We start from the raw sequence: 25834 nt of genomic DNA, 5'->3' as shown, positions 1-25834 counted from the left end.
TGCACGGTGCTCTTCTTCTAAATCGAAAATGTAAATTGTTAAAGAGCAAGGAATTACTGAACGGGGAAAACCTACCTGCCTTTTAGCTTTAGAGTAGCAAAAATAAATCTGTCTCCTTCATCTCATTACAGAGACTCAATCGGCTTGAATAAATCTCTTCCAACCTAATAAGGCTCTCTCAAAATCATCAAGCGCAATAGCGGCGGAGCAATCCTCATCATACAAGGAGTATATTCTTGCCATTCCATTTCTCAACTCAACACCCCAGCTATCACGACTCCAGTCAGAACATTCAATAGCACCACGCCTTATCTGATTGACCCTAGACAAGCCTTCATCTAACCAAGCTATGGAGCTTTCATATTTCTGCCCCCCATGATCGACAAATAAACATGCTAATAGGTCTATGCCATCATCACTTAAAACATCAGATTGGCAGCTAGGCTCTTTATTCTCACCTTCCCCAGTCCAAAAATATCTAATCTTCATTTAACCCTTTCACCTATAATTTCGGATAAACCGTAGTCTTAGGACTAAGATAACCTTCGACCCTTACGCCACTTGGCGTAGTTCCATTCCACTTATTTCCTGTGACTGTCCTATTTTGGAAAGCAGCATCAACCTCTACCTTTATCCTATCTGCAGTCCAAGATTTTGGAAACATCGTAGATACTCCGCCATTGTTTGTCTTTGGCAAGTAACTTCCCGGATTTGCTGGGTCTGCCACTTCAATTTTAGCGCTATACACACCTTGAGCGTTCGGCACCGACTCGGTTCCAGGAATAACGCGTACATCTCCCGTAACAGTTGAGTGCCCGCCCACCACATTTCCGTTTGGTTTTACTTCCGCTCGAATAATGTGGCCATCAAAGTCAATCGTGAAAAAAAGGGGACGAAAAAAAGGGGACAGATTTATTTTCCCTACTCTAATCTCGGCCGCCCTTGCCCATGCCGCTCTATTCTCACCCCGGCTACCCGTTCGATCTCGTCCACGAACCGTTGATTTCCCGTCAGTTGTCCACGCTGAACCGCCTCGCGAATTAGCCTCAATTCCTCGGCCGGTATCGCCTCTTTCACGAACGTTACGTATCGCCGATATCGCTCTTCGGCCGTCTGACCTAGCTCAATGAAGCAGGGATCCATATCCAACCAGTTTGGCTCCTTCAACCAATCCGCCCGCAGCCCATAACTTGACCAGGGATAGGCCGCCACATCGTCCACCATCCGCGCCCGAACAGGGTTCAGTTCGATGTACCGGCAACACGCCAGCAGGTAGGCATCGCTCTGTACGACACTCGATTTATAGCGACTTTCCCACAACGTTCCGGAACGGCCCTCCAAGCGATTCCGATATCGTGTCGTGCGCGCCGCCAGCGTTTTCATCAGTTGCGCCAAGCCAGACAGCGAATCACCAGGCGCCAAGAGCAGATGGACATGGTTGGTCATCAGGCAAAATGCGTAGACCTTGATACCAAAGGCATCCTTGAGGTCCCGTAGATCGGAGAGGTAACGCTGGTAGTCCTCGTCCTCGGCGAATACCACTTGCCGATTGTGTCCCCGCTGGACCACGTGAAGCGGATAATTCGGTAAAACCACTCGCCCTTGCCTAGGCATCGCGGAGCCTCCTTACGGCGTCTGCGCTGGAGCCTCCCTGCTTAGAAAATTAGAGTAGGGAAAATAAATCTGTCCCCTTTATGGTAAAGGAGGAAGCCTACCTGCCTTTTAGACTTAGAGTAGTAAAAATAAATCTTTTCTTTTTGGCTTACCCCCCTTTGGGATCCTTTACCCCTTATGGTCATAGTGATTCGTCATCCAAAGGTTTCCTGACGTTTTTTAAAAATACCCGCTTTATCGCTCCATATTTAAAAAAGTTCTCTTTGGCATTGTTCAGACTTATCCCGTTAGCACCACCATCATAATCAGGGTCTTTATTCTGAGCAATGTCATCTTCCCAGTAACACACGGGACATATTTCATAAGTTCCGCACGGCTCCTCATCAAAAGTTAAGTATCCACAGCACGGGCAAGGATATCTCACTGGGCTCTCCTTACTGCCTATTCCAATAGTTAATGCCGTCCTGAAAAAAAGGGGACAGATTTATTTTTACTACTCTAATTTCGGCGACTGCGCCCACTCTGAAACGCTCAAAGCAAATAATTCGCTAAACCATGCGCCCTTACCTAGGCATCGCGAATTTCCTTTACGGCATCTGCGCTGGAGCCTCCATGCTCAGAAAATTTAGAGTAGAGAAAATAAATCTGTCCCTTTCATTCGGTGCAAAAAGACGCGGGCCGTAGGTGCGTCAACACCTACGGCCCGCTAACCACAAGCAGCTAAGAAGGAGCTGACCATGGCTAAGGCCGATCATAGGGCAGTCACGCCCAGAACTGAACGTTTTGCCACCGTCGCCGCCGATTCAATAGCCCCGGGAGTGCCGGGGCTATTTTTATTGAAAACAACACTACTTACCGTAGTTGAATGCAATACCAAATTTCATTTCATCAACGTGTAATTTAATTACACATCCAGACCACCCCCCCTCTCCAGCGGTCAAATTGTTGGCTGAAAAATAATCGCGCAATTGGACCAGCAACTCTGTCAAATCCCCTACAGCACGCCCATCCGGATCAAACCAGTTCAACTCACCAGACTGATCAACATAGTCAAACTCATACTTCCCTCCATCGCCCTCTGAGAAAAGCTCCGCCCGAACTATTATTTCCCTAGCATCCGCTGGGCCAGCATCGACTAAAAGCTGTCCAATTTTCTGATATAACTCTTGATCGCCCATCAAATACCACCCGGTGAGTTTTTGAAATCGACAATGACAGGGCGACCACCATCAATAGAGTATCTGACAGTAAATCTATCAGGACGCACAGATGAGCCAGAATAGACAGGCTCAATTTTCACACTGACCATCTGCCCTTGCTTGAGCGCAGATGACCAAGTGTTCTCCATGGACTTCCAGGCACCTTTATTCAAGTTCCCATTCATGGGAAGCAGGTTCAGCTTCTCACCTGGCCCATTGAAGATACTTGCAATCAGATGGCCACCTTCATCGCCACTAACCCCGCATTTACCAGCAATGCACTGCTGATAAGTATTCCGGTCACTCTTCGTCAGCGAGAGGTTGGACTCAACCTTCTCAACACGCCCAAGACTATCTGTCTGATAGGTCTTGTTCCCGTCCACTTTATAAATCGTGTTCGGCTCTGGTTTGTTGAGTTCCTTAGTCCATGACCCTTTGCTGCCAGAGCTAACTTCTACTTCACGCAGCGCCGTTCCAGTTCCTTTTGGCCCTTGCGGAGCCGGCAGCTTACCCAGTCCCTCGACCAAATCAGCAGCCTCGGATACTTTACCTTCCTTGTAAAGTGCCTTCGCCTTGGCCAGGATCTTCGCAGCGCCATCCCCAATGCCCGGCACCAAGCCTATTCCGGCCATCGTATAGTCGAAGGGGTCTTGCGCTTCGACAAACGCCTTGCCATCGCCATAACCTGGGATGAAGTCAGAACCCAAGCTGGCCATCGCCTCGGCCAGCCGCTTGGAATCAGCTGCCGTTATCGGGTCGTTGATCTGGTAGATGCTGCGCAGCTCGCCCTCAATGGTGTATGCCATCAGTTGCGGGTTCTGCATGGCTTGCCGGTACTGCTCTTGTGCTTCTGGAGTCCAACTGGCCTGTTTCAAACTCTGGGCAGATTCCCAAGCCTCTTTACGCAGCGCTGTACATGTCGTGCTACTACCGTCCGAAGAACAGGCCGTAAGTAGTGCCAGATCGCGACTCCGGTCGAGTTGGTTTAATTCATCGACGCGGCCACAAGCGGTTGAGTCTCCGCCGTTACATGCCTTCTTGGCCTCGAAGCGTTCCTGGTTTTCTTCGTGGTTTAGGTAGTTGTATTGGACAGAATTCCTCGCCGCCCAACTCCCCGTTTCAAGCTCCTTGTAACTGGCACCGGGGTCCTTCGCGACTACCCCGACCAGCCCCGTCAGTTGCGAGGCCATGGCCAGCATCGCCTCGCGATTTTCCGGCGAGTAGCTGCTGACCAGTTTGTCCAGGTCCTTCACCAGTGCTTCGTTGAGTCCTGCACCAATCGCTCCAGCAGCGAAGCTGTCGCCACGCGCTTGGGCGGCCAAGCCCCCCATCAGCGCATGCATCACCACCATTTGCGCGCTTCCGGTTTCCAGCTTGTGGGTCTTGCCGAAGTCACCAATGGCGTTGAAGCCGGCGGCAGCAAAGGTATTGTAGAGACTGTCCTTGAGGGCATCGCCGAAGCTGCCACCCTGTCCCATAGCCTTACCCAAGGCCGTGCTGGTGAGGTTCTGCATCGCCTGGTTGGCGGCGAAGCGACTGGCACCGCTGACGGTACTCAGGTCCACCGTGACCTTGCTGGTATCGACGTTGGTCTTGGTGTCCAGCACCTTGTCGAAGTACTCGGTGGTCAAGTAAGCCGTGGCCGCCGCGATGGCGTAGCTCTTGAGAGCACTGGAGCTGGTGGCGTGTTGCAGCCCTTTGCCAAGGTCGCCACCGTTATTGATGGTGCCAACGGCAAGATTGCTGGCCATAGGGCCATACACCGGGCCGAGGTAAGCAGCCGCAACGATGGCAATGGCCAGTGACGGCGCAGCCCCCAACCCCGAGTTGCTGTACTTCCAGCTATCGTGCACCTCCTGCACCATGCGCCAGTCCACATCCCCGCGCTGCTCGGCCTCCTTCAGCCACGCCAGTTGCGGATCCGCCTGCACCATCGCGTCGATGGTCTGGCTCACGGTCTTCTGGTCGATATGCTTGAGGTCGATCTTCAGCCCTTCCACGGCCTTGATCGCCAGATTCCCCTGGGCCACGATCTGGCTCTGGCGCACGGTTTCGTCGGTCTGGCCCTTGCCCTTCGACGACTGCCACGCCAGGTCGCCCTTGCTCTTCTCGTGGCTTTCCTGGTGCAGGTCCTTCACCGCCTCGAAGGTCACCGCGCCGCCGCTGACGATGGCCAGGTCGTTGCCCGATTCCAGCTTCGCGCCCTGGTAGGTCTGGTCGCCGCCGCTGAGCAGAGTGAGGTCGCCGCCGCTGCTGATCTGGCTGCCCACCGCCTTGACGTCGGTGACTTCGTCGCGCCGGGTTTCCTTGCGGCCGAAGTCGCCTTTCTTCTTCTTGTCGTACAGGTAGTAGTTGCTGTCGTTGGCGGCCAGCAGTTCCAGCTTGTCGCCGGCCACCAGGTAGGCCTCGTCGCCGGCGCTGGCCTGGCTCGCGATCAGGCGCAGGTCCTGTCCGGCATTGATCGCCAGGTCGCCCCCGGCATCCACGCGGGTGCCTTGCTGGGCGACCTTGTCTTCCTGGTAGGTGACCTTCCTGGTCTTGCTGTAGGCATGCTCCTCGTTCGCCGCCGCCGCCAGGGTCACGTCGCGCCCGGCGGAGAGGGCGATGTCGCGGCGCGCTTCGAGGGCGCTGGCCACTGCGCTGAGGTCGCGCCCGGCGCTGACGTTCAGGTCCCGCCCGGCACTGACTTCGGCGCCGAGCTGGGTCACGCTCTGTAGCCGCGACGTGTTCCAGCGGGTCTGGCCCTGGCGGTCCTCGACGGCGGCGACGGTGACGTCGCGTCCGGCGTCGAGGCTGAGGTCGCCGCGGCTCTGCAGCACCCCGCCGAGGTTGGCGATGTCGCGTCCGGCCTGGACGTTCAGGCTGTTCGCCGCCTCCACCCGCGCGGCGCTGTCGGCGAAGCTGCGCTCCCAGGTGCGGCCGTCGAGCGCGCTGTCGTAGCGGGTCACGCTGCGTTCGTTGATCACGTCGCCGGTCAGCGCGGTGAGGCTCACGTCGCGCCCAGCGATGACCCCGCCCTGGCGGTTGCGGATCGAGTCGCCGGCGAGCAGGTCGAGGCGCTTGCCGGCCTCGATCAGGCCGCTGTTGTCGAGGTTGTCGGCTGTCGCCGAGAGGTCGTTCCGCGCGCGCAGGGTGCCGACATTATGCAGGTCGCCGCCGCTCACCAGCTTCACGTCGCGGCCCTGGATCAGCGCACCGTTGGGTGCCAGCCGACCCTCCGCCTGGGCCAGGTAGACCACCGGCGCGAGGACCTTCTCGCCGTTCACCTCGACCTCTTCCAGCCAGACGATGTCGTGGGTCAGCGCCGCCATCTGCTCCGCGCTCAAACCTACGCCCAGTTGCAGCTGGAGCTTGTCCTTGTAAGCGATGGCGTTGTCCATCAGGTAGCGGAACAGTGCCTCGTCGCTGCTCAGCCCGTCGATGTAGCGCTGGCCGGTGCGCGCCACCACCGCGTCGCGGATCAGCCGCTGCTCGTAGAGACCGTCGCCGAGACGCTTCTTGCTATCGTCCGGGTTCATGCCCAGGCCGCTGAGCAAGTAGTCCGAGTTGAGGAACTGCTTCAGCTCGGTGAGCGCCGGGTTGGTCTCGATCAGGTACTTGTGGCTGGCGCTCGGCGTGGCGTTGCCGGGCACGCCCTGGACCCGGGCGACGCCCGGCAGGCTACCGCCGAGCGTGCTGCCGCCCTGACCCTGGACGTTGGCCGCGCCAGCCAGGCCGTCGACTCGCACGCCCTGGCCCTGCCAGGTACCGGCGACGTTGCCGGCGCCTTGCTGGCCGACCGAGACGCCGCTGCCGCCCTGGGTGCGGTCGGCGCCGGCGCCGAGCGCGGCGCTGCCATTGCCGTCCTCGGCGAAGCGCGAGCTGAGACGGAACAGGCCGTTGTCGCCCTGGGGCAGGCTGAAGCCGGGCAGGGTGACCGGGTTGACCTGGCGCCGCGCCAGGTCGGGCGGCAGTTGCGAGGTCAGCGGCACGACCACCGAAACCCCGCTGCCGCCCACCGCGCTGTCGCCCACCTGGCGGCCGCTGCCGACGAAGGTGTAGCCGGGGCGGGTGACGCCGTTGTCGATGCGCGTGCTGGCATTGACCGTGACGTCGCCGGCGGCCTGGATCACCGCTGCGTAGGACTGGTCGCCACTGCTGATCGGGGTCGGCCCCTTGCTCGGGAATTCGTACTCGAAGGACCAGTCGCTGAGGATCGCGTTGAGCGCGGCGGGGATCTCGCCCGCGCGCGCCGGGTCGAAGTTGGCGCTCTGGTACCAGTAGAGGTTGGTGAAGTTGCGCGACTTCTGGTCGATGCCGCCGATATCGCCGCCGCGAGCGGTACGCAGCACGCGGATGGTTTCCAGCTCGCCGGTTTCCAGGCCCTGGTTGTCGAGGACTTCGAGGTTGGCGGTGAGGTTGCCGCCGCTGCCGATCAGACTGGAAAGGTTGTTCAGGGTGCCGCCGTCGATGGCGAAGTCGCCTCCGGCCAGCAGTTGCCCCATGGCGCTGCTGGCGGTGACCTCGGTCTTGTCGCGCTGGGTGATGGTCCAGATGGCGTTGCGCTTGCCGCTGCAGTCGCCCGCGTTGACGCCTTCGATGCAGGCGGTCTGCTCCATCTTCGCGGTGTACAGGCCCGACTTGCTTTCCAGCACGGCGCGACGGTTCTCGATCAGGCTGGCACGCAGGCTGAAGTCCTTGCCGCTCTCGATCACCCCGGAAAGGTTGCGCAGGCTGGCGGCACGGTTGCCGGCATCGTCGCGGGCGATATCCAGCCTGCCGAGGCTGTACACATCCCCGTAGAGGTTGGTGATGTCGCCGGCGCGCAGGGTCATGTCGGCGCCACTGAACAGCAACCCGCGCTCGTTGAGCAGGGCGGGCGCGTTCAATCGCAGGTTGCCGCCGCCGCCCAGGGTGCCGTAGTTGTTCAGGCTCGCGGCGCTGGCCACGAGGTCGCCGGCGGCGGTGATCCGCCCACGGTTGACCAGCAGGTTGCCGGCGCCGAGCGTGACATTGGCGCCGCCGGCGAGGCTGGCGGCGTTGCCGAGGTCGAGGCTGGCGGCGTTCAGGGCGAAGTCGCCGAGGCTGGTGGCGCGGCCGTTGCCACGGTAGCCGCCGCTCAGGTCGAGGCGGAAGCTGCCGTCGCTGGCCAGCAGGCCGTCGTTGCTCCAGTCGCCGCCGCGGCCAGTGAAGGACTGCACCGCCAGCAGCTTGCCCTCGGCCGTCTGGCGGAAGGTGCCGATGTCCAGGTTCAGGCGTCCGGCTTGCAGCACGCTGCTGTTGGTCCATTCGCTGGCGCGGATGTCCAGCAGGCCATTGGTGGTCAGTTCGCCGCCGGCGCGGATCACCTGCCCGGAATCCAGGCCGAAGGTGCCGTTGCCGGTGTGGAGGATGCGCCCGCCGGCGTTGGCCAGGCTGCCCAGTTGCAGGTCGAGGTCCTGGTTGGCGCTTTCCAGCACGCCGTAGGCGTTGTTCAGGTCGCCAGCGACCAGCCGCGTGCTGCCGCTGCGGCCGAGGGCGCGCAGGCTGCCGCCGCTGTTGTCGATCGCGGCGGCGCGCAGGTGCAGCTCGCTTTCGCTTTCCAACTGGCCGAAGCGGTTGGCCAGCGCGCCGGCCAGGCTGAAGTCGATGCGCCCGGCGCCGACCTTGCCGCCCTGGCCCGCCGCCGCGCCCTGATTGAGGAAGCGCTGGCCGTCGAGGCTGAGCAGGCCGCTGGCGTAGAGGCCGCCGCCCTGGTTGTCGAAGTCGGCGGTGACGATGCGGTTGTCGCCGCCCAGCGCCGAGAGATGGCCCTGCTGGTTGCGTACGCCTTGCCCGGCGCGAATCTCCAGCGACTGCGCCTGGGTGACGCCGGCGCTGTTGTCGAACAGCCCGGTGACCAGCTTCAGCCAACCCTTGGCGCTGTTGAGCACGCCGCCGGCGCCGTTGTCGAGGCTGCCGCTCTGCAGGTCGAGGTTGCCGGCCCGGCTGTCCAGGCGGCCGCCCTGGTTGTCCAGCGCGCCGCCGATACGCAGCCGGTTGTCACCCTGGGCCTGGAGCGTGCCCTGGCGGTTGTCCAGGCTGCCGGCCTGCACCTCGAGGGCGCCGGCCTGGCTGAAGATCAGGCCGTCCTGCTGGTTGCGCAGGGCGCCGCCGCCCAGGCGCAGGCTCATGTCGGCCTGGCTGGCGAGGGTGCCGGAGGCGCTGTTGTCGAGGCTGCCGGCGCTGATCTCCAGCAGCCCCTGGCTGACCAGCTTGCCGCCGCGGTTGTCGACGCTGGCGCTGCGCAGCAGCAGGTCGCCGCCGCTGGCCAGGCGCGCCGCGCCGGTGTTGACCAGGGCGCCGCCGAGGATGGCGTCGAGCCGGCCCTGGCTGATCAACTGGCCGTCGCTGTTATCCAGGCTGGCGCCCTTGAGCAGCAGGCTGCCGCCGTTGATCCGGCCGCCGGCGTTGTTCAGCAGCGTATCGTCGCGCTCGAAGCTCAGCGCGCGCTGCGCCGAGACCAGGCCGCCCTGGCCGTTGTCCAGCTTCCCGGCGATGCTCAGGGTCACGTCGCTTTCGCCGGAGACGATGCCCTGGGCGTTATCCAGGCTGGCGGCGTCGATCCGTTGCGCGCCCTTGCTGACCAGGGCGCCCTGGCCGTGGTTGTCCAACGCGCCGCCGAGGCTGATGGCCAGCTCGCCGTCCTTGCTCGAAAGGGTGCCGCCGGCGCTGTTGTCCAGGCTCCCGCCTGTCACCGTCAGGCCCTGCCATCCGGAGAGCAGGCCGGCGCCGGCGTTGCCCAGCGCGTCGGCGTCCAGGCGCAGTTTCCCGGCGCTGATGATGCGCCCCTGCTGGCCGTTGTCGATGCGCCTGGCCAGCAGCTCGAAGCCCTGCTGGCTGGAAATCTCGCCGCCCTGGCGGTTGTCGAGGACGTTCAGCCGCTCGATGCTCAGCGGGCCGCGGGCACTGATCAGGCCGCCCTGGTTGTCCAGGTCGCCACCCCGCAGGTCGAGACTGACGCCGCGCTCGCCGACCAGCCGGCCCTGGCGTTGCACCAGGCGCTCGACCGTCAGGCGCAGGTCGCCCCGGGCGGAGATTTCGCCGCCGTCGGCGGAATCGACGCGCCCTGCCGTCAGTTCCAGTTCGCCGTCGCTGGTGAGCAGGCCGCCACGGTTGTCCAGGTTGGCGGCGCTCAGGCGCAGCGACTGCTTGCCACTGAGGGCGCCGCCACGGTTGTCGAGGTCGGCGCTGCTGACGTCCAGCACGCCCTGGCTGATCAGTTGGCCACCCTCGGCGTTGTCCAGCGCACCAGTGACGACGCTCAGGCCGGCGTTGCCAGAGAGCAGGCCCTTGCCGCTGTTGTCCAGCGAGGCGCTGGCGAGCGTCAGGCGGGCGCCGGAGACGGTGCCTTCGGCGTGGTTGTCCAGCGCGCCATCGACGCGCAGGTCGATGCCGGCGCGGCTGGCCAGGGTGCCCTTGGCGCTGTTGTCCAGGCGAGCGGCCGCGATGTCCAGGCCGGCGGCGCCGGAGATCACCCCGGCCAGGCTGTTGTCCAGGGCCTGGGCGATGCGCAGGGTCAGGCTGTCGGCGCCGATCAGGCGCCCGCCGCGGTTGTCCAGGCTGGCGGCGGCGAGGGTGAAGGCGCGGTCGCTGGAGATTTCCCCGCCGGCGCCGTTGTCCACCGCGCCGAGCTGGCGCAGCAGCAGCGCGCCGGGCGTGGCGATCAGGCCGCCGTCGCGGTTGACCAGCGTGCCGCCATTGAGGTCGAGGGTGACGCCGGTTTCGCTGACCAGAACGCCGCCTCCGCGCTGGTCGAGGCCTTTCAGGTTGGCGTCGAGCAGGCCCTTGGCGCTGATCCGGCCCTGCTGGCCGTTGTCCAGCCGGGCGGCCACCAGGGTGATGCCGGCGTTGCTGCCGATGCCGCCGTTGCGGCTGTTGTCCAGCACGCCGGTGCGGATATCCACCGCACCCTTGGCGCTGATCACGCCGGAACGGCTGTTGTCGAGGCTGGCGCCCTTCAGCGTCACGCCGGCATCGCTGAGCAGCCTGCCGCCCTGGTTGTCCAGCGCGGCCTGGCTGGTCAGCGCCAGCGCACCGGCGCTGGAGAAGGTCCCGCCACGGTTGTCCAGGCGCGCGGCGCGCGCCGTCAGGCTGCCTTCGCTGACCAGCGCGCCGCCCTGGTTGTGCAGCACGCCGCCGAGGCTCACGCTCAGGCTGTTCTGGCTGTCGAGCCGACCGCCGTCGCCGTTGAACAGTTCGCCGCCGTCCAGGCTCAGGCCGTCGCGCCCGGCCAGCACCCCCTTGGCCTGGTTCAGCAGGCGCTGCACGGTGAGGCGCAGGCCGCTGTCGCCGATGACCTTGCCGCCGCGGTTGTCCAGTTGCTCGCGGGCGTTCACGGCGACCTTCGAGGTGCTGGAAATCTCGCCGGCGCGGTTGTCGACCTGCCGCGCCTCGATAGCGATGCCGCCATTCGCGGCGATCAGCCCGGACTGGCTGTTGTCGAGCGTGTCGGCCGCGACCTTCAGGGTCTTTTCGCTGACCAGTTCGCCACCTTGCTGGGCCAGGCTGCCAAGCGTCGCCTGCAGGTCGCCCTTGGCGGCGATACGCCCTCCGGCGTTGCCGACGGCGTTCGCTGCGAGGTCCAGGCGGCCATCGCTGAGCAGCTTGCCACCCTGGTCGTTGCGCAGGCTGGCGACCTCCACGCGCACGCCAGCCTTGCCGCTGGCGCTGCCGCCGTCGCGGTTGTCGAAGGCGCCTCCCGTGGCGCTCAGGCCGGCGTCGGCCACCAGCACGCCGCCACGGTTGTCCAGGCTGGCGCCGTGGACGTTCAACTCGCTGCGGCTCGACAGCAGGCCGCCGGCGCGGTTGTCCAGTTGCCCCACCGTCACGCGCTGCGCGCCCTGGCTGAGCAGGTTGCCTTCATCGCGGTTGTCCAGCAGGCCGCCGAGGCTGACCTCCAGGCCGCCCCGGCTGCTCAGCGTGCCCTTGCCGCTGTTGTCCAGGCTGCGCGCCCGCAGGTCGAGGCGGTTGGCTGCGGAGAACAAGCCGAGGCGGTTGTCGATGGCACCGCTGGCGACCACCAGCAGGTCGTCGCCGATCAGCTTGCCGCCGCGATTGTCGAGGCTGCCGACGCGGGCCTCGACGCGCTTGCCGGAGACTTCGCCGTCCCCCCGGTTGACCAGCGCCTGGGCGCTGACGCGGGTGGACTGCTGGCTGCCGAGCAGGCCTTGCTGGCCGTTGTCGAGCGTCGCCGCGCCGACCTCCAGGTCGTTCAGGCCGATCACCTGGCCGCCACGGTTGTCGAGATCGCCACGGGTCTTGACCACGGCGCGGTCCCGGCTCTGCAACAGGCCGTCCTGGCGGTTGTCCAGGCTGCTCGCCTCGACCCGCAGTTCGCCCTCGGCGAGCAGCTTGCCGCCACGGTTGTCCAGGTGCCCGGCGTCGACCCGGACGGTCGCCCCCTTCAGGCTGCCGCCCTGGTTGTCCAGTGCCAGGCTCGCCTTCGCTTCCAGCGCGCGGCTGGCCACCAGGCTGCCGGCGTTGCGCAGGGTGCCGCTGCGCAGCTCGAGGTCGCCGCGCGCGTTGCGTCGCTCGTCTGGCTCGACGCCGGCTTCGATCACCCCGGCGTTGTCGATATGCGCCGCCTCCAGCGCGATGCGTTCGCGCGCCGCCAGGCTCTGCCGGTTGACCAGTTCCTCCGCGCTGCGAATCTCGGCGCTGCCGCCGGCGTAGGTCTTGCCGTTCAGCTCCACGGCCTGGGCCGCGATCTTCAGGTCACCCTGGCTGGAGGCCTGGGCCAGGCTCAGCTTGCCGCTGGCGTCGATGCGGATGTCGCCGCCGCTGGCGGCCATGTCGCCGGCCAGCTTCACCCCCACGCCCTGCTCGGTGCCGACCAGGCGGATCGCCCCGGCGTACATCCCGCCCAGCGCCGAGCTGTCGATCGCCAGCTGCGGCTTCTCGCTGCCATCGGCGGCGCGCGGCGTGGCCTGCAGGCTGTCGGCCTGGACGTCGTTGCGGCCGGTGACGATGTTGAGGTTCTTCGCGTAGAGCTTGGCGTTGAGCTTGGCGCTGCGGGTGATCAGGTCGAACTGTTCGAGGTTGCCGACGTTCAGTTCGGCGCCTTCGACGACGATGTCGCCGCCATCCACCTGGAAGCGCTCCAGGCGCTGGCCGTCCATGATCGGCTTGCCGGTGGTGAGGGTCGCGCGCGGCGTGTTGATGAAGCCGCAGCCCTGGCAGGTGATGCCGTGCGGGTTGGCGACGATCACCCGCGCCGACTGCCCGGCCACCTCGGTGTAGCCGGCCAGGGTGCTGCGGTTGCCGCCGGTGACCTGGTTGAGGATCACCTGCGCCGCCTGGCCCTTGAGGTTGGGGTTGCCGAGGATGATCCCGCCGAGCTGGGTACCCTGGGTCTTGCCGGTAGCGTTGTTGAGGATCAGCCCGTTGGCGCCGACGTTGTAGTCGCGGAAATGGTTGTTCGACAGCCCGGCGCCGTTGGGCGTGGCGATATTGACGACGGGCACGCCGTTGCCCGCCTGGCCCAGGCCGGTGTTGCCGCCGGCGGCCTTGTCCAGCGCCAGCCCCGCCGCCGCGGCGACGATCGGGTTGAGGAACAGGATGCCGGCCAGGGACAGGGCGATGCACTGGTTCAGCGGGCTGCGGATGTCCATATCGTTACTCCTTGGCGGGTAGGGGCCCGGCGAGGTTAAGCAAGGTTTTCCAAGGAAAGGGCCTCGATGCAGGTAGGCGCTTTCCTAAAGCGTTCAGGAGGTCGCCGCGTCTTCAGAAGAACGCGTCGACCCGGAAATAGATCGGGTGCTCGCGCCGCTCGATGGCGCTGGGCCGCTCCAGCGAGCGGGCGAAGCCGACGCTGGCGGCGAAATAGCGGCCGCGGGCATCCAGTTCGATGGCGTTGCCGCTCATGCGCCCGCTGGCGCCGTCGTTGTAGCGGTCGTGGCGGATCACGCCGACGTCGTAGGCGAAGGCCACGCCGTATTCCTGCAGCCAGGGCCGCAGCGGCGCCCATTCCACCGCACGCCGCCAGCGCAACTGGTTGCGCCAGTAGCCGCCGCTGTCGCCGGTCAGGGTCTGGTCCTTGAAGCCGCGCACCGAGCTGTTGCCGCCGAGGCTGATGCGCTGCGGGCTGAACAGCACGTCCTCGCTCCTTTGCCCGGTGGCCAGGCTGTCGAAGCTGAAGCGCTCGCCCCATAGCTGGAACGGCTGCAGGTAGCTGAGGGTCAGGCTGTACTTGTCGTAGCGCGCATTCGGATCGCCCGCCTGCGGGTGGCCGCGACCCTGCGCGCCAAGGGCGCCGATGCCCTGCTGCCAGCCGAGGTCGAGGTTGACGAAGCCACTGCCGATCCGCCGGCCATGGTTGAAGCCGAGCTGGGTCTCGGTGATCCGCGTGCTCTGGTCTTCCAGGCGGGTGTCTTCGACATAGTTGTTGGTGCGCTGGTGGCTGAGCCCCAGGCTCATGGCGGTCTTGCTCACACCGTCGCGGTGCAGCACGCGTTCGGCGCGGAACTGGTGGCTGCGGCTGTCGCCATCGAGCTTGAAGGGGAAGCCGCTGGCCTCGTTGCGCGTGCGGTAGTCGCTCTGGCTGTAGCCGTAGGTGAAGGTCCACCAGCCCCAGGGCAGGCTGTAGAACAGGCTCTGGCTGTCGGAATGGCGCCAGCGGTCGGTCACCGCGTCGCGGTTGGCGCGCAGGTTGAGCTGGTCGGCCAGGCCCAGCGGGCTGTCCCAGTCCAGGCCCAGGCCCATCTGCTGCTCGCCGGTGCTGACGTCGCCGTCGTTGTTGCGCGTGGCGGAGACCCGCCAGGGCTTGTCGCGCTCGCCCTTGAGACGCACCCGGCTGCCGCCGACCTCGCTGCCGGGCACCAGCTCCAGTTGCGCCTGGCGCGACGGCAGGCGGCTCAACTGGTCGACCAGTTGCTCCAGTTCGCGCAGGTCGAGCAACTCGCCGGTCCTGCCCGGAAAGCTCATCGCCAGTTCGCGCGGGCTGGCCAGCGCGGAGCTGTCCAGGCCCTCCAGGCGGCCTTCGACGACGATGATGCGCAGGGTCCCGGAGGCCAGGTCCTGCTGTGGCAGGTAGGCGCGGGTGGTGACGTAGCCGCGATCCAGGTAATGGTCGGTGACGGCCTTGAGCAACGCATTGAGCTGGCCGACGCCCAGGCAGCGCCCCTGGTAGGGAGCCAGCAGTTGGCGACGCGCGCTTTCGCCGAGGTGCCCGGCGCCTTCCAGCTCGATGCGGCGGATCTCGAAGCAGCGCTCGTCGTCGCCGGAGGCATCCGCAGCGGCGGGCGCTCCCTTGCCGGGCAGTTGCTGGAGTTCCTCCAGGCGCTTGCGCTGTTCGTCCAGCAGGCGCTGCTGGCGGTCGCGGATCAGGTCGCGGTCGCCGGGGGAGGTGAAGGGGGCGGCGCTAGCCATGAGCGGCAGGCACAGGAAGATAAAGGCCAGGCGATGGAGAGCCACGAGTTCATTCCTTGAATTCAGAGAGGCGCGATACTGGCCCAGCGGCTACAGCGGGTAAGCAGGAATATTCCGAAATCCGTCTTCCATGAGTCGGACAATCCGGGAGTAAGGCACAAGGCCATCTGGGCGCGCCGAAAAACCTAACACAGACTTTTGGATTAATCCGTTAGATGGCACGCTTTCTCGACGAACTGCAACAAGACCCATCGTTGGTAGGGTACTCATCGCGGCAAAAAGAAAGGGCCGGCTCCCATGGGAAAGCCGGCCCCGGATACTGCTCGTCGCAGGCGCTGCATCAGCCGCGCTGGTAGACGATTTCCTTGGTGCCGCCGTCGCAGGTGCCGACTACCTTCTTGTCGGTGACGCTGCCCTTGTCGACGATTTCCAGGGTGTAGGCAGGAACGCCGTTGGCCTTGATCTTCGCATCGATCTCGGCTTTCAGTTCCTCACAGGGCTTGGCGGCGAATGCGCTGCCCGCCACGGCAAACAGGCCGACTGCCAACATCAACTTCTTCATGAACACATTCCCTCGTTGCATGGATGAAGACCCGAACGGGTCAGGCTTGCCAAATGCGGCAAGGTTGAGACGAGCGCGCCGCCCATGGAGGCACGCCGCCCTCATAGCCTGTGCATGATCCGGCGAAGCGGAAAGACGCGGTGGCCTTCCCAGGGCGCTGGCGATCGTGGACAGGTTTCCAGGGTGCCATCAGCTATTGGCGATACGGAACCCTACTTTCAGGGTCACCTGGTAATGGCCGACGGCGCCGTTCTCGATGTGCCCGCGGGTATCCACCACCTCGAACCATTCCAGATGCTGGATGCTCTTCGCCGCTTCGGCGAGGGCGTTGTTGATGGCGTCCTCGATGCTGGTCTTGGACGAGCCGACCAGTTCGATCTTCTTGTAGGTGTGGTGATTGGACATGAACTCTCTCCCCGGACGATGCCTGGTTCTTCGCGCCCGACGGGCGCCTCTGTTCAATGGACACTAGCCGAGCCGGAAAAGTGCAGCAAATCGCCAGCGCTCAGCCTGCCAACTGCTCCCGCAACCATTGCGCCAGGCGCCCGGCACGCGGATCGTGCAGGCGCGCCGGTACCCACAGGGCCAGGCGCGCGTCGGTCTCGATGAAGCCCCAGGGCGCCGCCAGGCGGCCCGCGGCGAGATCGTCGCGGACCAGCGCCTCCGGGGCGATGGCCACGCCGAGGCCCGCCACCGCCGCTTCCAGCAGGTAGTAGAGATGCTCGAACCCCTGGCCATAGCGCAGCGCCTCCGCCGCCAGCCCCTGGCTCGCGGCCCAGGCCGGCCAGGCCTGGGGTCGCGAGGCGGTATGCAGCAGCGGCTCCTGCAACAGCCGCGCGGCGGGCGCCTGGGCCAGGCCGGTTTCCTGCGCCAGGCGCGGGCTGACCACCGGGCCCATGCGCTCGGGCGCCAGTTCGAAGACCTGCATGTCCGCCGGCCAGGGCGGCTCGGCGAACCAGAGCATGGCGTCCAGGCCGGGACGACGCGGATCGAACTCGCCCTCGCTGGTGGACAGTTGCAGGCGCAGGTCGGGGAGGGCACGGTTGAGCCGGTCCAGCCGCGGGATGAACCAGCGCGCCAGCAGGCTGCCGGGTACGCCGAGGACGAACGGTGCCTCGGCGGTCTGCCGGCGCAGCTCGGCACAGACGCCACGCAGTCGCTCGAACGCATCGCCGCAGGCGTCACGCAGGCGAACGCCGGAATCGGTGAGTTTTACGCCGCGTCCATCCTTGCCGAACAGGGCCACCCCGAGATCGTCCTCGAGCAACCGCACCTGCCGGCTCACGGCGCCATGGGTAACATGCAGTTCCTCGGCCGCCAGGCTGATGCTGTGCAACCGGGCAGCGGCTTCGAAAGCGCGCAGGGCATTCAGGGAGGGCAGGTCGCGGCTCATGGCTATTCGTGAGTTTTCCTGACAGGTTGGCGCAATCTTATCGGTTTCTTTTGCCCGGCGGGGGGATTAGATTCTGCCCATACGTCATTTCCTGGAGCCCTCCATGACTTCCTATCGCAACGGCCCCGACGCCAAGGGCCTGTTCGGCCGCTTCGGCGGCCAGTACGTCGCCGAGACCCTGATGCCGCTGATCCTCGACCTCGCCCGCGAGTACGAGAAGGCCAAGGACGACCCGGCGTTCCAGGAGGAACTGGCCTACTTCCAGCGCGACTACGTCGGCCGGCCGAGCCCGCTGTACTTCGCCGAGCGCCTGACCGAGCACTGCGGCGGGGCGAAGATCTACCTCAAGCGCGAGGAGCTGAACCATACCGGCGCGCACAAGATCAACAACTGCATCGGCCAGATCCTCCTGGCCCGGCGCATGGGCAAGAAACGCATCATCGCCGAGACCGGCGCCGGCATGCACGGCGTGGCCACCGCCACCGTCGCCGCGCGCTTCGGCCTGCAGTGCGTGATCTACATGGGCACCACCGACATCGACCGGCAGCAGGCCAACGTCTTCCGCATGAAGCTGCTGGGCGCCGAGGTGATCCCGGTGACCGCCGGCACCGGTACCCTGAAGGACGCCATGAACGAGGCGCTGCGCGATTGGGTGACCAACGTCGATAGCACCTTCTACCTGATCGGCACGGTCGCCGGCCCACATCCGTACCCGGCGATGGTCCGCGACTTCCAGGCGGTGATCGGCAAGGAAACCCGCGAGCAACTGGCCGAGAAGGAAGGGCGCCTGCCCGATTCGCTGATCGCCTGCATCGGCGGCGGCTCCAACGCCATGGGCCTGTTCCACCCGTTCCTCGACGACGCCGGGGTGCAGATCGTCGGCGTGGAAGCCGCCGGCCACGGCATCGACACCGGCAAGCACGCGGCCAGCCTGAACGGCGGGGTTCCCGGCGTGCTGCACGGCAACCGCACCTTCCTGCTGCAGGACGCGGATGGCCAGATCATCGACGCACACTCCATCTCCGCCGGCCTCGACTATCCCGGCATCGGCCCGGAACACGCCTGGCTGCACGACACCGGCCGCGTCGAGTACACCTCGATCACCGACGACGAAGCCCTGGAGGCCTTCCACACCTGCTGCCGCCTCGAAGGCATCATCCCGGCGCTGGAAAGCTCCCATGCCCTGGCCGAGGTCTTCAAGCGTGCGCCCAGCCTGCCCAAGGAGCACATCATGGTGGTGAACCTGTCCGGTCGCGGCGACAAGGACATGCAGACCGTCATGCACCACATGCAACAGGAGTCGAAAGCATGAGCCGCCTGCAGACCCGCTTCGCCCAGCTCAAGCAGGAAAACCGCGCCGCCCTGGTGACCTTCGTCACCGCCGGCGACCCGGACTACGCGTCTTCCCTGGAAATCCTCAAAGGCCTGCCGGCGGCCGGAGCCGACGTGATCGAACTGGGCATGCCGTTCACCGATCCGATGGCGGACGGCCCGGCCATCCAGTTGGCCAACATCCGCGCCCTCGAAGGCGGCCAGACCCTGGCCAGGACGTTGCAGATGGTCCGCGAATTCCGCAGCGGCGACAGTGAGACGCCCCTGGTGCTGATGGGCTACTTCAACCCGATCCACCACTACGGCGTCGAACGCTTCATCGCCGAGGCGAAGGAGGTGGGGGTGGACGGCCTGATCGTGGTCGACCTGCCGCCGGAGCACAACGAAGACCTCTGCCACCCGGCCCAGGCCGCCGGCCTCGACTTCATCCGCCTGACCACCCCGACCACCGGCGACCAGCGCCTGCCGACGGTGCTCGAAGGCAGTTCCGGGTTCGTCTACTACGTGTCGGTGGCCGGCGTCACCGGCGCCAACGCGGCGACCCTGGAGCACGTCGAGGAAGCGGTGGCGCGCCTGCGCCGGCATACCGACCTGCCGATCGGTATCGGCTTCGGCATCCGCAGCGCCGAACACGCCGCCGCGGTCGCGCGGTTGGCCGACGGCGTGGTGGTCGGCTCGGCGCTGATCGACCGGATCGCCAAGGCCCGCGATAATGCCCAGGCGGTCAAGGATGTCCTCGCCCTGTGCGGCGAGCTGGCCGAAGGCGTGCGCAACGCACGCTGACAGACCCTGACAGCGGCATTCGCCAGGCGCAGGCAACCCGCTGCGCCTGGCCTTGCGTTGCACGCTGCCAGAACCGTGAGGAAAAATTCACGGTCACTTTCAGAAACGTCTTATTGTCCGCCGACTCTGCCGAAGCCTTGAATAGCGCCTCACCCAAATAGCCAACGCATTCAAAGAAGGTTCGCATGAGTAAGGTGCTGATCGTCGATGATCATCCCGCTATCCGCCTGGCCGTGCGCTTGCTGTTCGAGCGCGACGGTTTCACCATCGTCGGCGAGGCCGACAACGGTGCCGAAGCCCTGCAGGTAGCCCGCAAGAAGTCTCCCGACCTGGCCATCCTGGACATCGGCATCCCCAAGATCGACGGTCTCGAAGTGATAGCCCGCCTGAAGTCCCTGAAGCTGGACACCAAGGTCCTGGTCCTGACCCGGCAGAATCCGGCGCAGTTCGCCCCGCGCTGCCTGCAGGCCGGCGCCATGGGCTTCGTCAGCAAAAGGGAAAACCTCTCCGAGCTGCTGCTCGCCGCCAAGGCCGTGCTGGCCGGCTACATCCACTTCCCCACCGGGGCGTTGCGCAGCATCAACCAGCAGAGCCGCGACAACGAGGCCCGCATGCTGGAAAGCCTTTCCGACCGCGAGATGACCGTGCTGCAGTACCTGGCCAACGGCAATACCAACAAGGCCATCGCCCAGCAGCTGTTCCTCAGCGAGAAAACCGTGAGCACCTACAAGTCACGCATCATGCTGAAACTCAACGCCCATTCCCTGGCCGGCCTGATCGATTTCGCCCGCCGCCACGAGCTGATCTGAGGATCCCATGCGAACGTTCGACCTGACCGCCGCCCTGGGCGACCGCGCCAACCAACCGGAGATCAGCCGCCTGCTCGTCGCGCAGCTGATGACCAGCAACAACGAAGACACCCGCAAGCTGCGACGCGCCCAGGAGCGCGAGCAGACCCAGGAACTCAACGAGCTGGCGCACCGCCTGGCGGGCATGGCCTCGCTGATCCACGCCCACGCCGTGGAACGCGCCTGCCACCAACTGGAGATCGCCTGCGGCGAAAGCTCCGTGCGCAAGCTCGCCGATGCCGTCGACGACCTGGTGACGGCACTGGGCGAGCTGCAATGCGAACTGCACGACTGGATGACGATGACCGCGCCTCAAGGCACGGCGAAGTCATAGCGTTGCGGGCCTTCGTCCAGGATCGACAGGTCCAGCGGGCGAATGGCTCCCATCCAGATGGCTCGGTCGCGATGGTCGAGCAGATCGTTGCCGGTGACCGGGTGGATGAACACCACCAGGTCCTGCCGATGGATGGCCAGCCAGGGCACCAGCTCGCCGAACACCTCGGGAGCGAATGCCAGCTGGCAGCTCCAGTCCGGATGCGGCCCTACCGGCCGCTCATGGACCCGCCCCATCTTCAGCGGAAAGCGCCGCGCCGCCTCTTCGCAAAGGGCGCGGGCTCGCTCGATGCTCTGCGCATCGAAATAGACGTGAGCATGGAAGCCCTGGATGCGGGGGGTGGAATACTCGTTCATCGTCACCTCTTCAAGCGCCGCCGGCCTGCAACTCGGCCTGCAGCCAGTCGACGAAACCGTCGACCAGCCGCTGGCGCCGCTTGCGCTCCGGCAATACCGCATAGTACCCGTATCGCGACAGGCAGCTCTCGCCAATGGGCCGGCAAAGCAGCCCCTGTTCGAGCAGGCCGTCGACCAGGTGGCGCCAGCCGATGGCCACGCCCTGGCCGGCGATGGCCGCCTGGATCAGCAAGGTGTAGTTGTCGAAGCTGAGCACCGCCGGAATCGGCTGCCGATCGATGGCCAACGCTTCGAACAACGCCGGCCAGTCGAACCAGCGGGCGTGCTGCGCCGGCTTCAGATGCAGCATCGGCAGGCGCGCCAGGTGCGCCTTGGCCAGCGGCAACTGCAATCCCTCGACCAGCCGCGGGCTACAGACCGGGAACACCTCCTCGCGAAACAGCCGGTGCGCTTCGCCGTGCTTGGAACGACCGTCGCCGAACAGGATCGCCACGTCGATATCGCCGCGCTGGCCGGCCAGGCCGCGCTCGCTGGTCACCAGGCTCACGTCCAGGTGCGGATGGGCCTGGTGGAAGCGCGGAAGGCGCGGCATCAGCCAGTAGGCAGCGAAGGCGTAGTCGGTGGCCACCTGGAGCACCTCGTGGCGCTGGCGCGCGCCCAGCGCGGCGATGCCGGCATCGATCGTCTCGAGGCCGGCGGCCACGTGGCGGAGCAGGAGCTGGCCGGCGTCGGTGAGCACGATGCCTCGATGGACGCGCTGGAACAGAGGGGTCGCCAGCTCTTTCTCCAGGCGTTTGATCTGCTGGCTGACCGCAGGCTGGGTGGTCCCCAGCTCCTCGGCGGCAGCGGTGAAGCTGAGCTGGCGGGCGGCGGACTCGAATACCCGGAGCAGGTCGAGGGACAGCGGCATGAGGCGTTCTCCCATAAGCCAGGCTTATCCAACGCATCCAGCCCCATGCGGTTTACCAGGGATTTCGATGCACTGATGATCGACGCAGCACTATCGCATAACCCAATCGCATGGGATAAGCCGCCCGATGAAGACCTCGCCGAACATCCTGTTCATCATGGCCGACCAGATGGCCGCGCCGCTGCTGCCGCTTCACGATCCGCGCTCGGTGCTGCGCATGCCTCACCTCTCGCGCCTCGCCGAACGGGCCGTGGTGTTCGACTCGGCGTACTGCAACAGCCCGCTCTGCGCGCCGTCGCGCTTCACCCTGGTCAGCGGTCGCTTGCCTACCCGCATCGGCGCCTGGGACAACGCCGCCGACTTCGCCGCCGATACCCCCACCTACGCCCACTACCTGCGCAACCTCGGCTATCGCACGGCGCTGTCGGGCAAGATGCACTTCTGCGGTCCCGACCAGTTGCACGGCTACGAGGAACGCCTGACCAGCGACATCTATCCGGCGGACTATGGCTGGGCGGTGAACTGGGACGAGCCGGAGGTGCGCCCGAGCTGGTACCACAACATGTCCTCGGTTTTGCAGGCCGGTCCCTGCGTGCGCACCAACCAGCTGGACTTCGACGAGGAGGTGGTGTTCAAGGCCCGCCAGTACCTCTACGACCATGTTCGCCAGCACGCCGGCCAGCCATTCTGCCTGACCGTGTCGATGACCCATCCGCACGACCCCTACAGCATCCCGGCGAGCTACTGGAATCTCTACCGCGACGAGGACATCCCGCTGCCGCGCCAGCGCTTCGCCCAGGAGGAGCAGGACCCTCATTCGCAACGCCTGCTGAAGGTCATCGACCTGTGGGACAAGCCAATGCCCGAGGAGCGCATCCGCGCCGCCCGGCGTGCCTACTTCGGCGCCTGCAGCTACGTCGACGCGCAGATCGGTGCGCTGCTGGCGACCCTGGAGGAATGCGGGCTGGCCGACGACACCATCGTGGTGTTCTCCGGCGACCATGGCGACATGCTCGGCGAGCGCGGCCTCTGGTACAAGATGCACTGGTTCGAGATGGCCGCGCGCGTGCCGCTGCTGGTCCATGCGCCGGCGCGCTTCGCGCCGCGCCGCATCGGCGCTTCGGTATCCACCGTGGACCTGCTGCCGACCCTGGTGGAGCTGGCCGGCGGCCAGGTCGATCCACGCCTGCCGCTGGAAGGCCGCTCGCTGCTGCCGCACCTGCGCGATGGCAGCGGGCATGACGAGGTGATCGGCGAATACACCGCCGAGGGCACCCTCAGCCCGCTGATGATGATCCGCCGCGGCGACTACAAGTTCATCTACTCCGAGCAGGACCCCTGCCTGCTCTACGACCTGCGCAACGACCCGCAGGAGCGCGAGAACCTCGCCGCCAGTCCGGCCTACCGCGGAACGTTCGAGGCGTTCCTCGACGAGGCCCGGCGACGCTGGGACATCCCCGCGATCACCCGCGCCGTACTCGACAGCCAGCGCCGCCGACGCCTGGTGGCCGCCGCGCTGGCGCGAGGGCGGCTGGCCAGCTGGGACCACCAGCCGTGGGTCGACGCCAGCCAGCAGTACATGCGCAACCATATCGACCTGGACGATCTCGAGCGCCGCGCGCGCTTCCCGCAACCCTGAGCACGAGGGCACTTCCATGAACCGGCTTCCCACCTGCCTGCTGGCCGCCACCCTGTTCCTGGGCAGCGCCTCGCTATACGCCGAAGACCCCGCCTGTGCCCGCGTCAGGCTGGCCGATCCAGGCTGGAGCGATATCGCGGTGACCAACGCCACCGCCGCGTTTCTCCTGGAAAGCCTCGGCTACCAGGTGAAGATCGATACCCTGTCGGTGCCGATCATCTATGGCGGCCTGCGCGACGGCCAGGTGGACGCCTTCCTCGGCGGCTGGATGCCCGCGCACCAGGACTATCACGACAAGTTCGTCGCCAGCGGCCAGGTCGAACGCCTCGCTCGCAACCTCGACGGCACCCGCTTCACCCTGGCGGTGCCACGCTATGTCTGGGACGCCGGCGTACACCGCTTCGAAGATCTCGCCGCGCAAGGGCAACGCTTCAACCGCAAGCTGTACGGGATCGGCTCCGGCGCGCCGGCCAACCAGTCGATCCAGAAGATGATCGACGCCAACCAGTTCGGCCTCGGCGACTGGAAGCTGGTGGAGTCCAGCGAGCAGGCGATGCTCGCCGAACTCGGCCGGGCCGAGAAGCGCCAGCGCTGGCTGGTGTTCCTCGGCTGGACGCCGCACCCGATGAACATCCGCCATGACCTGCGCTACCTGGAAGGCGGCGAGCAGTACTTCGGCGACCGCGGCCAGGTCTATACCCTGGCACGCAAGGGCTACGCCGCGCAGTGCCCGAACCCGGCGCGGCTGCTGGCCAACCTGCGCTTCGACCTGGACATGGAGAACCGCCTGATGAGCGACGCGCTGGAAGGCACGGCGACTCCGGCCTCGGCGACCCGCGCCTGGCTCAAGGCCAACCCGCGGGTGCTCGAGGCCTGGCTGCAAGGGGTGACCAGCCGCGACGGCGGCGACGCCCTGGCCGCGGTTCGCAGCCAGCCATAGCGCCATGTGGACGCGCCTGCTGCCGTTCCTCGCCTGGCTACCGGGGCTGCGCCGGGGCACGCTCGGGCGCGAGGCCTGGGTCGGCCTGAATGGCGCGATCCTGGCACTGCCGCAATCGATGGCCTATGCGCTGATCGCCGGCCTGCCAGCGGAGTACGGCCTGTACGCGGCGATGCTGCCAGTGGCGATCGCCTGCCTGTGGGGCTCGTCGCGCTACCTGGTGAGCGGTCCCACCGCGGCGATCTCGGTGCTGCTGTTCAGTTCGGTGGCCCCGCTGGCGCCGCTGGGCAGCCCGCAATACGTCCAGGCCGTGCTGCTGCTGACCTTTCTCGCCGGCGCCTTCCAGTGGCTGCTCGGCGTCCTGCGCGTCGGGTCGCTGGTCAATTTCGTCTCGCATTCGGTGATGCTCGGCTTCACCCTTGGCGCGGCGCTGCTGATCGTCCTCGGCCAACTGCCCTATCTTCTCGGCCTGGCCGCGAGCGGGGAGGGCGCAGCACCGGGAAACGGCTGGCGGCTGCTGGCGCGGTTCGCCGAGTTCGATGGCCCATCGCTGCTGGTGGGCGGCTTCAGCTTCGCGCTCAGCCTGCTGGTCAGGCGCCTGCGACCGCGCTGGCCGGCCCTGCTGCTTGGCTTGCTGGGCGGTGCCACGCTGGTCTGGGCGCTACCCGGGACCTTCGCCTCGGTAGCCCATGTGCAGGCCTTATCGAGTGCACTGCCGGGCTGGAATCCGCTGGTCTTCGAGTCCCGATCGATCCTCGACCTGTTACCTGCGGCGGTGGCCTGCGGCATGCTCGGGCTGGTCACCAGCCTGTCGATCGCCCGCGCCCTGGCCGCGCGCCAGGGAGACGCGTTCGATGCCAACCAGGAGGTCCGCGCCCAGGGTCTGTCGAACCTGCTCGGGCCTTGGCTGTCGGCGAGCCTGTCGGCGGGTTCCTTCACCCGCTCCGGGCTCAATCTGGAAGCTGGTGCACGCTCCCCGCTGGCGGGTGCGTTTTCGGCGCTCTGGGTGGCCCTGCTGGCCGTGCTCGGTGCGCGCCTGATCGAACATGTACCGTTGCCGGCGATGGCCGCAGGCATCCTGCTGATCGCCTGGGGCCTGATCGACCGCCCGGCGCTCCGTGCGCTCTACCGCAGCGGCCGCGCCGAATGCCTGGTGGCCGGCCTAACCGCCCTGGCCACGCTGCTGTTGCCGCTGCAGAACGCCATCTACGCGGGAGTGCTGGCGTCGCTGTTCTTCTACCTGCGGCGCACCTCGACACCACGCGTACTGCGCCAGCGCAACGACGAGGAAGAAGTGCTACGCATCGAAGGCTCGATCTTCTTCGGCGCCTGCGACTACCTGCAACGCCTCATGCGCCAATGCGACAGGCCACGGCTGGTGCTGGACGCCCGCCAGGTGAACTTCATCGACTTCGCCGGCGCAGTGCTGTTGCAGCAGGAAGCCCGGCGCCTGCACGCCGAGGGACGCCGCCTGGTATTGCGCCACGCTCGCCCGCAGGTCCGCGAAGCGCTGGGCCGGCAGGCCGACGAAGGCTGCCGCCTGCACTACGAAGGCTGA

General features: G+C 65.7%; 19 protein-coding genes. 7 read left to right on the top strand and 12 right to left on the bottom strand.

The genetic code is table 11. From position 1 onward, the window contains the following. Positions 1-135: 135 nt before the first annotated feature. The 10 genes from M6E97_RS25210 to trpI form a co-directional block, all read right to left on the bottom strand. Complete coding sequence (locus M6E97_RS25210) at positions 136-489, bottom strand: hypothetical protein (protein ID WP_223677471.1); 354 nt, start codon at positions 487-489, stop codon at positions 136-138. A 13-nt stretch (positions 490-502) separates the two neighbouring features. Further along, complete coding sequence (locus tag M6E97_RS25205) at positions 503-856, bottom strand: EndoU domain-containing protein (RefSeq protein ID WP_071534145.1); 354 nt, start codon at positions 854-856, stop codon at positions 503-505. 65 nt (positions 857-921) lie between these two features. Then, complete coding sequence (locus M6E97_RS25200; RefSeq protein ID WP_023094285.1) at positions 922-1614, bottom strand: transposase; 693 nt, start codon at positions 1612-1614, stop codon at positions 922-924. Between the two features lie 181 nt (positions 1615-1795). After that, a complete protein-coding gene (locus M6E97_RS25195) occupies positions 1796-2038 on the bottom strand; it encodes a CPCC family cysteine-rich protein (protein ID WP_071533946.1) in 243 nt (80 codons plus the stop codon). A 424-nt stretch (positions 2039-2462) separates the two neighbouring features. After that, positions 2463-2792, bottom strand: a complete 330-nt coding sequence (locus M6E97_RS25190) for a hypothetical protein (protein ID WP_049347895.1) — start codon at positions 2790-2792, stop codon at positions 2463-2465. Beyond that, positions 2792-13423, bottom strand: a complete 10632-nt coding sequence (gene tpsA2 / locus M6E97_RS25185) for a two-partner secretion system putative hemagglutinin TpsA2 (RefSeq protein ID WP_267262360.1) — start codon at positions 13421-13423, stop codon at positions 2792-2794. Before tpsA2 ends, M6E97_RS25190 begins: the two co-directional genes overlap by 1 nt. A 112-nt stretch (positions 13424-13535) precedes the next feature. Then, complete coding sequence (gene tpsB2 / locus M6E97_RS25180) at positions 13536-15224, bottom strand: two-partner secretion system transporter TpsB2 (protein WP_016263998.1); 1689 nt, start codon at positions 15222-15224, stop codon at positions 13536-13538. Positions 15225-15519: 295 nt separating this feature from the next. Next, positions 15520-15747 (bottom strand): DUF1161 domain-containing protein, encoded by a 228-nt coding sequence (locus M6E97_RS25175; RefSeq protein ID WP_003097347.1) that lies wholly within the window; start codon positions 15745-15747, stop codon positions 15520-15522. A 183-nt stretch (positions 15748-15930) separates the two neighbouring features. After that, entirely contained in the window at positions 15931-16146 is a 216-nt protein-coding gene (locus M6E97_RS25170; RefSeq protein WP_003097345.1) for a dodecin, read from the bottom strand. A gap of 100 nt (positions 16147-16246) precedes the next feature. Beyond that, positions 16247-17134 (bottom strand): trpBA operon transcriptional activator TrpI, encoded by an 888-nt coding sequence (gene trpI, locus M6E97_RS25165; RefSeq protein ID WP_003111191.1) that lies wholly within the window; start codon positions 17132-17134, stop codon positions 16247-16249. A gap of 103 nt (positions 17135-17237) precedes the next feature. Between trpI and trpB the strand changes: the two genes are divergently transcribed. The 4 genes from trpB (at position 17238) to M6E97_RS25145 (ending at position 20431) form a co-directional block, all read left to right on the top strand. After that, a complete protein-coding gene (gene trpB, locus M6E97_RS25160; RefSeq protein WP_019484351.1) occupies positions 17238-18446 on the top strand; it encodes a tryptophan synthase subunit beta in 1209 nt (402 codons plus the stop codon). Next, on the top strand, positions 18443-19249 hold the full coding sequence (trpA, locus tag M6E97_RS25155) for a tryptophan synthase subunit alpha (protein WP_003120671.1): 807 nt from the start codon (positions 18443-18445) through the stop codon (positions 19247-19249). Before trpB ends, trpA begins: the two co-directional genes overlap by 4 nt. Before the next feature lie 185 nt (positions 19250-19434). Continuing rightward, on the top strand, positions 19435-20058 hold the full coding sequence (locus M6E97_RS25150) for a response regulator transcription factor (RefSeq protein ID WP_003111192.1): 624 nt from the start codon (positions 19435-19437) through the stop codon (positions 20056-20058). Positions 20059-20065: 7 nt separating this feature from the next. Then, on the top strand, positions 20066-20431 hold the full coding sequence (locus tag M6E97_RS25145; RefSeq protein WP_003097330.1) for an Hpt domain-containing protein: 366 nt from the start codon (positions 20066-20068) through the stop codon (positions 20429-20431). Here the strand turns inward: M6E97_RS25145 and M6E97_RS25140 are convergent. Together M6E97_RS25140 and M6E97_RS25135 are read right to left on the bottom strand one after the other, a co-directional pair. Continuing rightward, positions 20410-20787 carry a DOPA 4,5-dioxygenase family protein gene (locus M6E97_RS25140; RefSeq protein WP_003114635.1) on the bottom strand — a complete coding sequence of 126 codons (378 nt, stop codon included), beginning with the start codon at positions 20785-20787 and terminating at the stop codon, positions 20410-20412. The two genes, M6E97_RS25145 and M6E97_RS25140, sit on opposite strands and share 22 nt — an antisense overlap. A gap of 10 nt (positions 20788-20797) precedes the next feature. Next, entirely contained in the window at positions 20798-21712 is a 915-nt protein-coding gene (locus M6E97_RS25135; protein ID WP_003122286.1) for a choline sulfate utilization transcriptional regulator, read from the bottom strand. Between the two features lie 112 nt (positions 21713-21824). Here M6E97_RS25135 and betC point away from each other — a divergent pair, with 112 nt between their 5' ends. From betC to M6E97_RS25120, 3 genes are read left to right on the top strand one after another with little or no spacing between them, the layout of a single operon-like run. Then, positions 21825-23336 carry a choline-sulfatase gene (gene betC, locus M6E97_RS25130; protein WP_033938273.1) on the top strand — a complete coding sequence of 504 codons (1512 nt, stop codon included), beginning with the start codon at positions 21825-21827 and terminating at the stop codon, positions 23334-23336. A gap of 16 nt (positions 23337-23352) precedes the next feature. After that, the gene (locus tag M6E97_RS25125; protein ID WP_023100067.1) at positions 23353-24276 is read left to right on the top strand and encodes a choline ABC transporter substrate-binding protein; all 924 of its coding nucleotides are present in this window, start codon (positions 23353-23355) and stop codon (positions 24274-24276) included. Positions 24277-24280: 4 nt separating this feature from the next. After that, the gene (locus M6E97_RS25120; RefSeq protein ID WP_033938272.1) at positions 24281-25834 is read left to right on the top strand and encodes a SulP family inorganic anion transporter; all 1554 of its coding nucleotides are present in this window, start codon (positions 24281-24283) and stop codon (positions 25832-25834) included.

Origin of the sequence: Pseudomonas sp. B111 (assembly GCF_026428275.1) — a bacterium.
In the GTDB taxonomy this organism is placed as follows: domain Bacteria; phylum Pseudomonadota; class Gammaproteobacteria; order Pseudomonadales; family Pseudomonadaceae; genus Pseudomonas; species Pseudomonas aeruginosa.
This window is presented reverse-complemented; position numbering and strand designations above follow the sequence as displayed.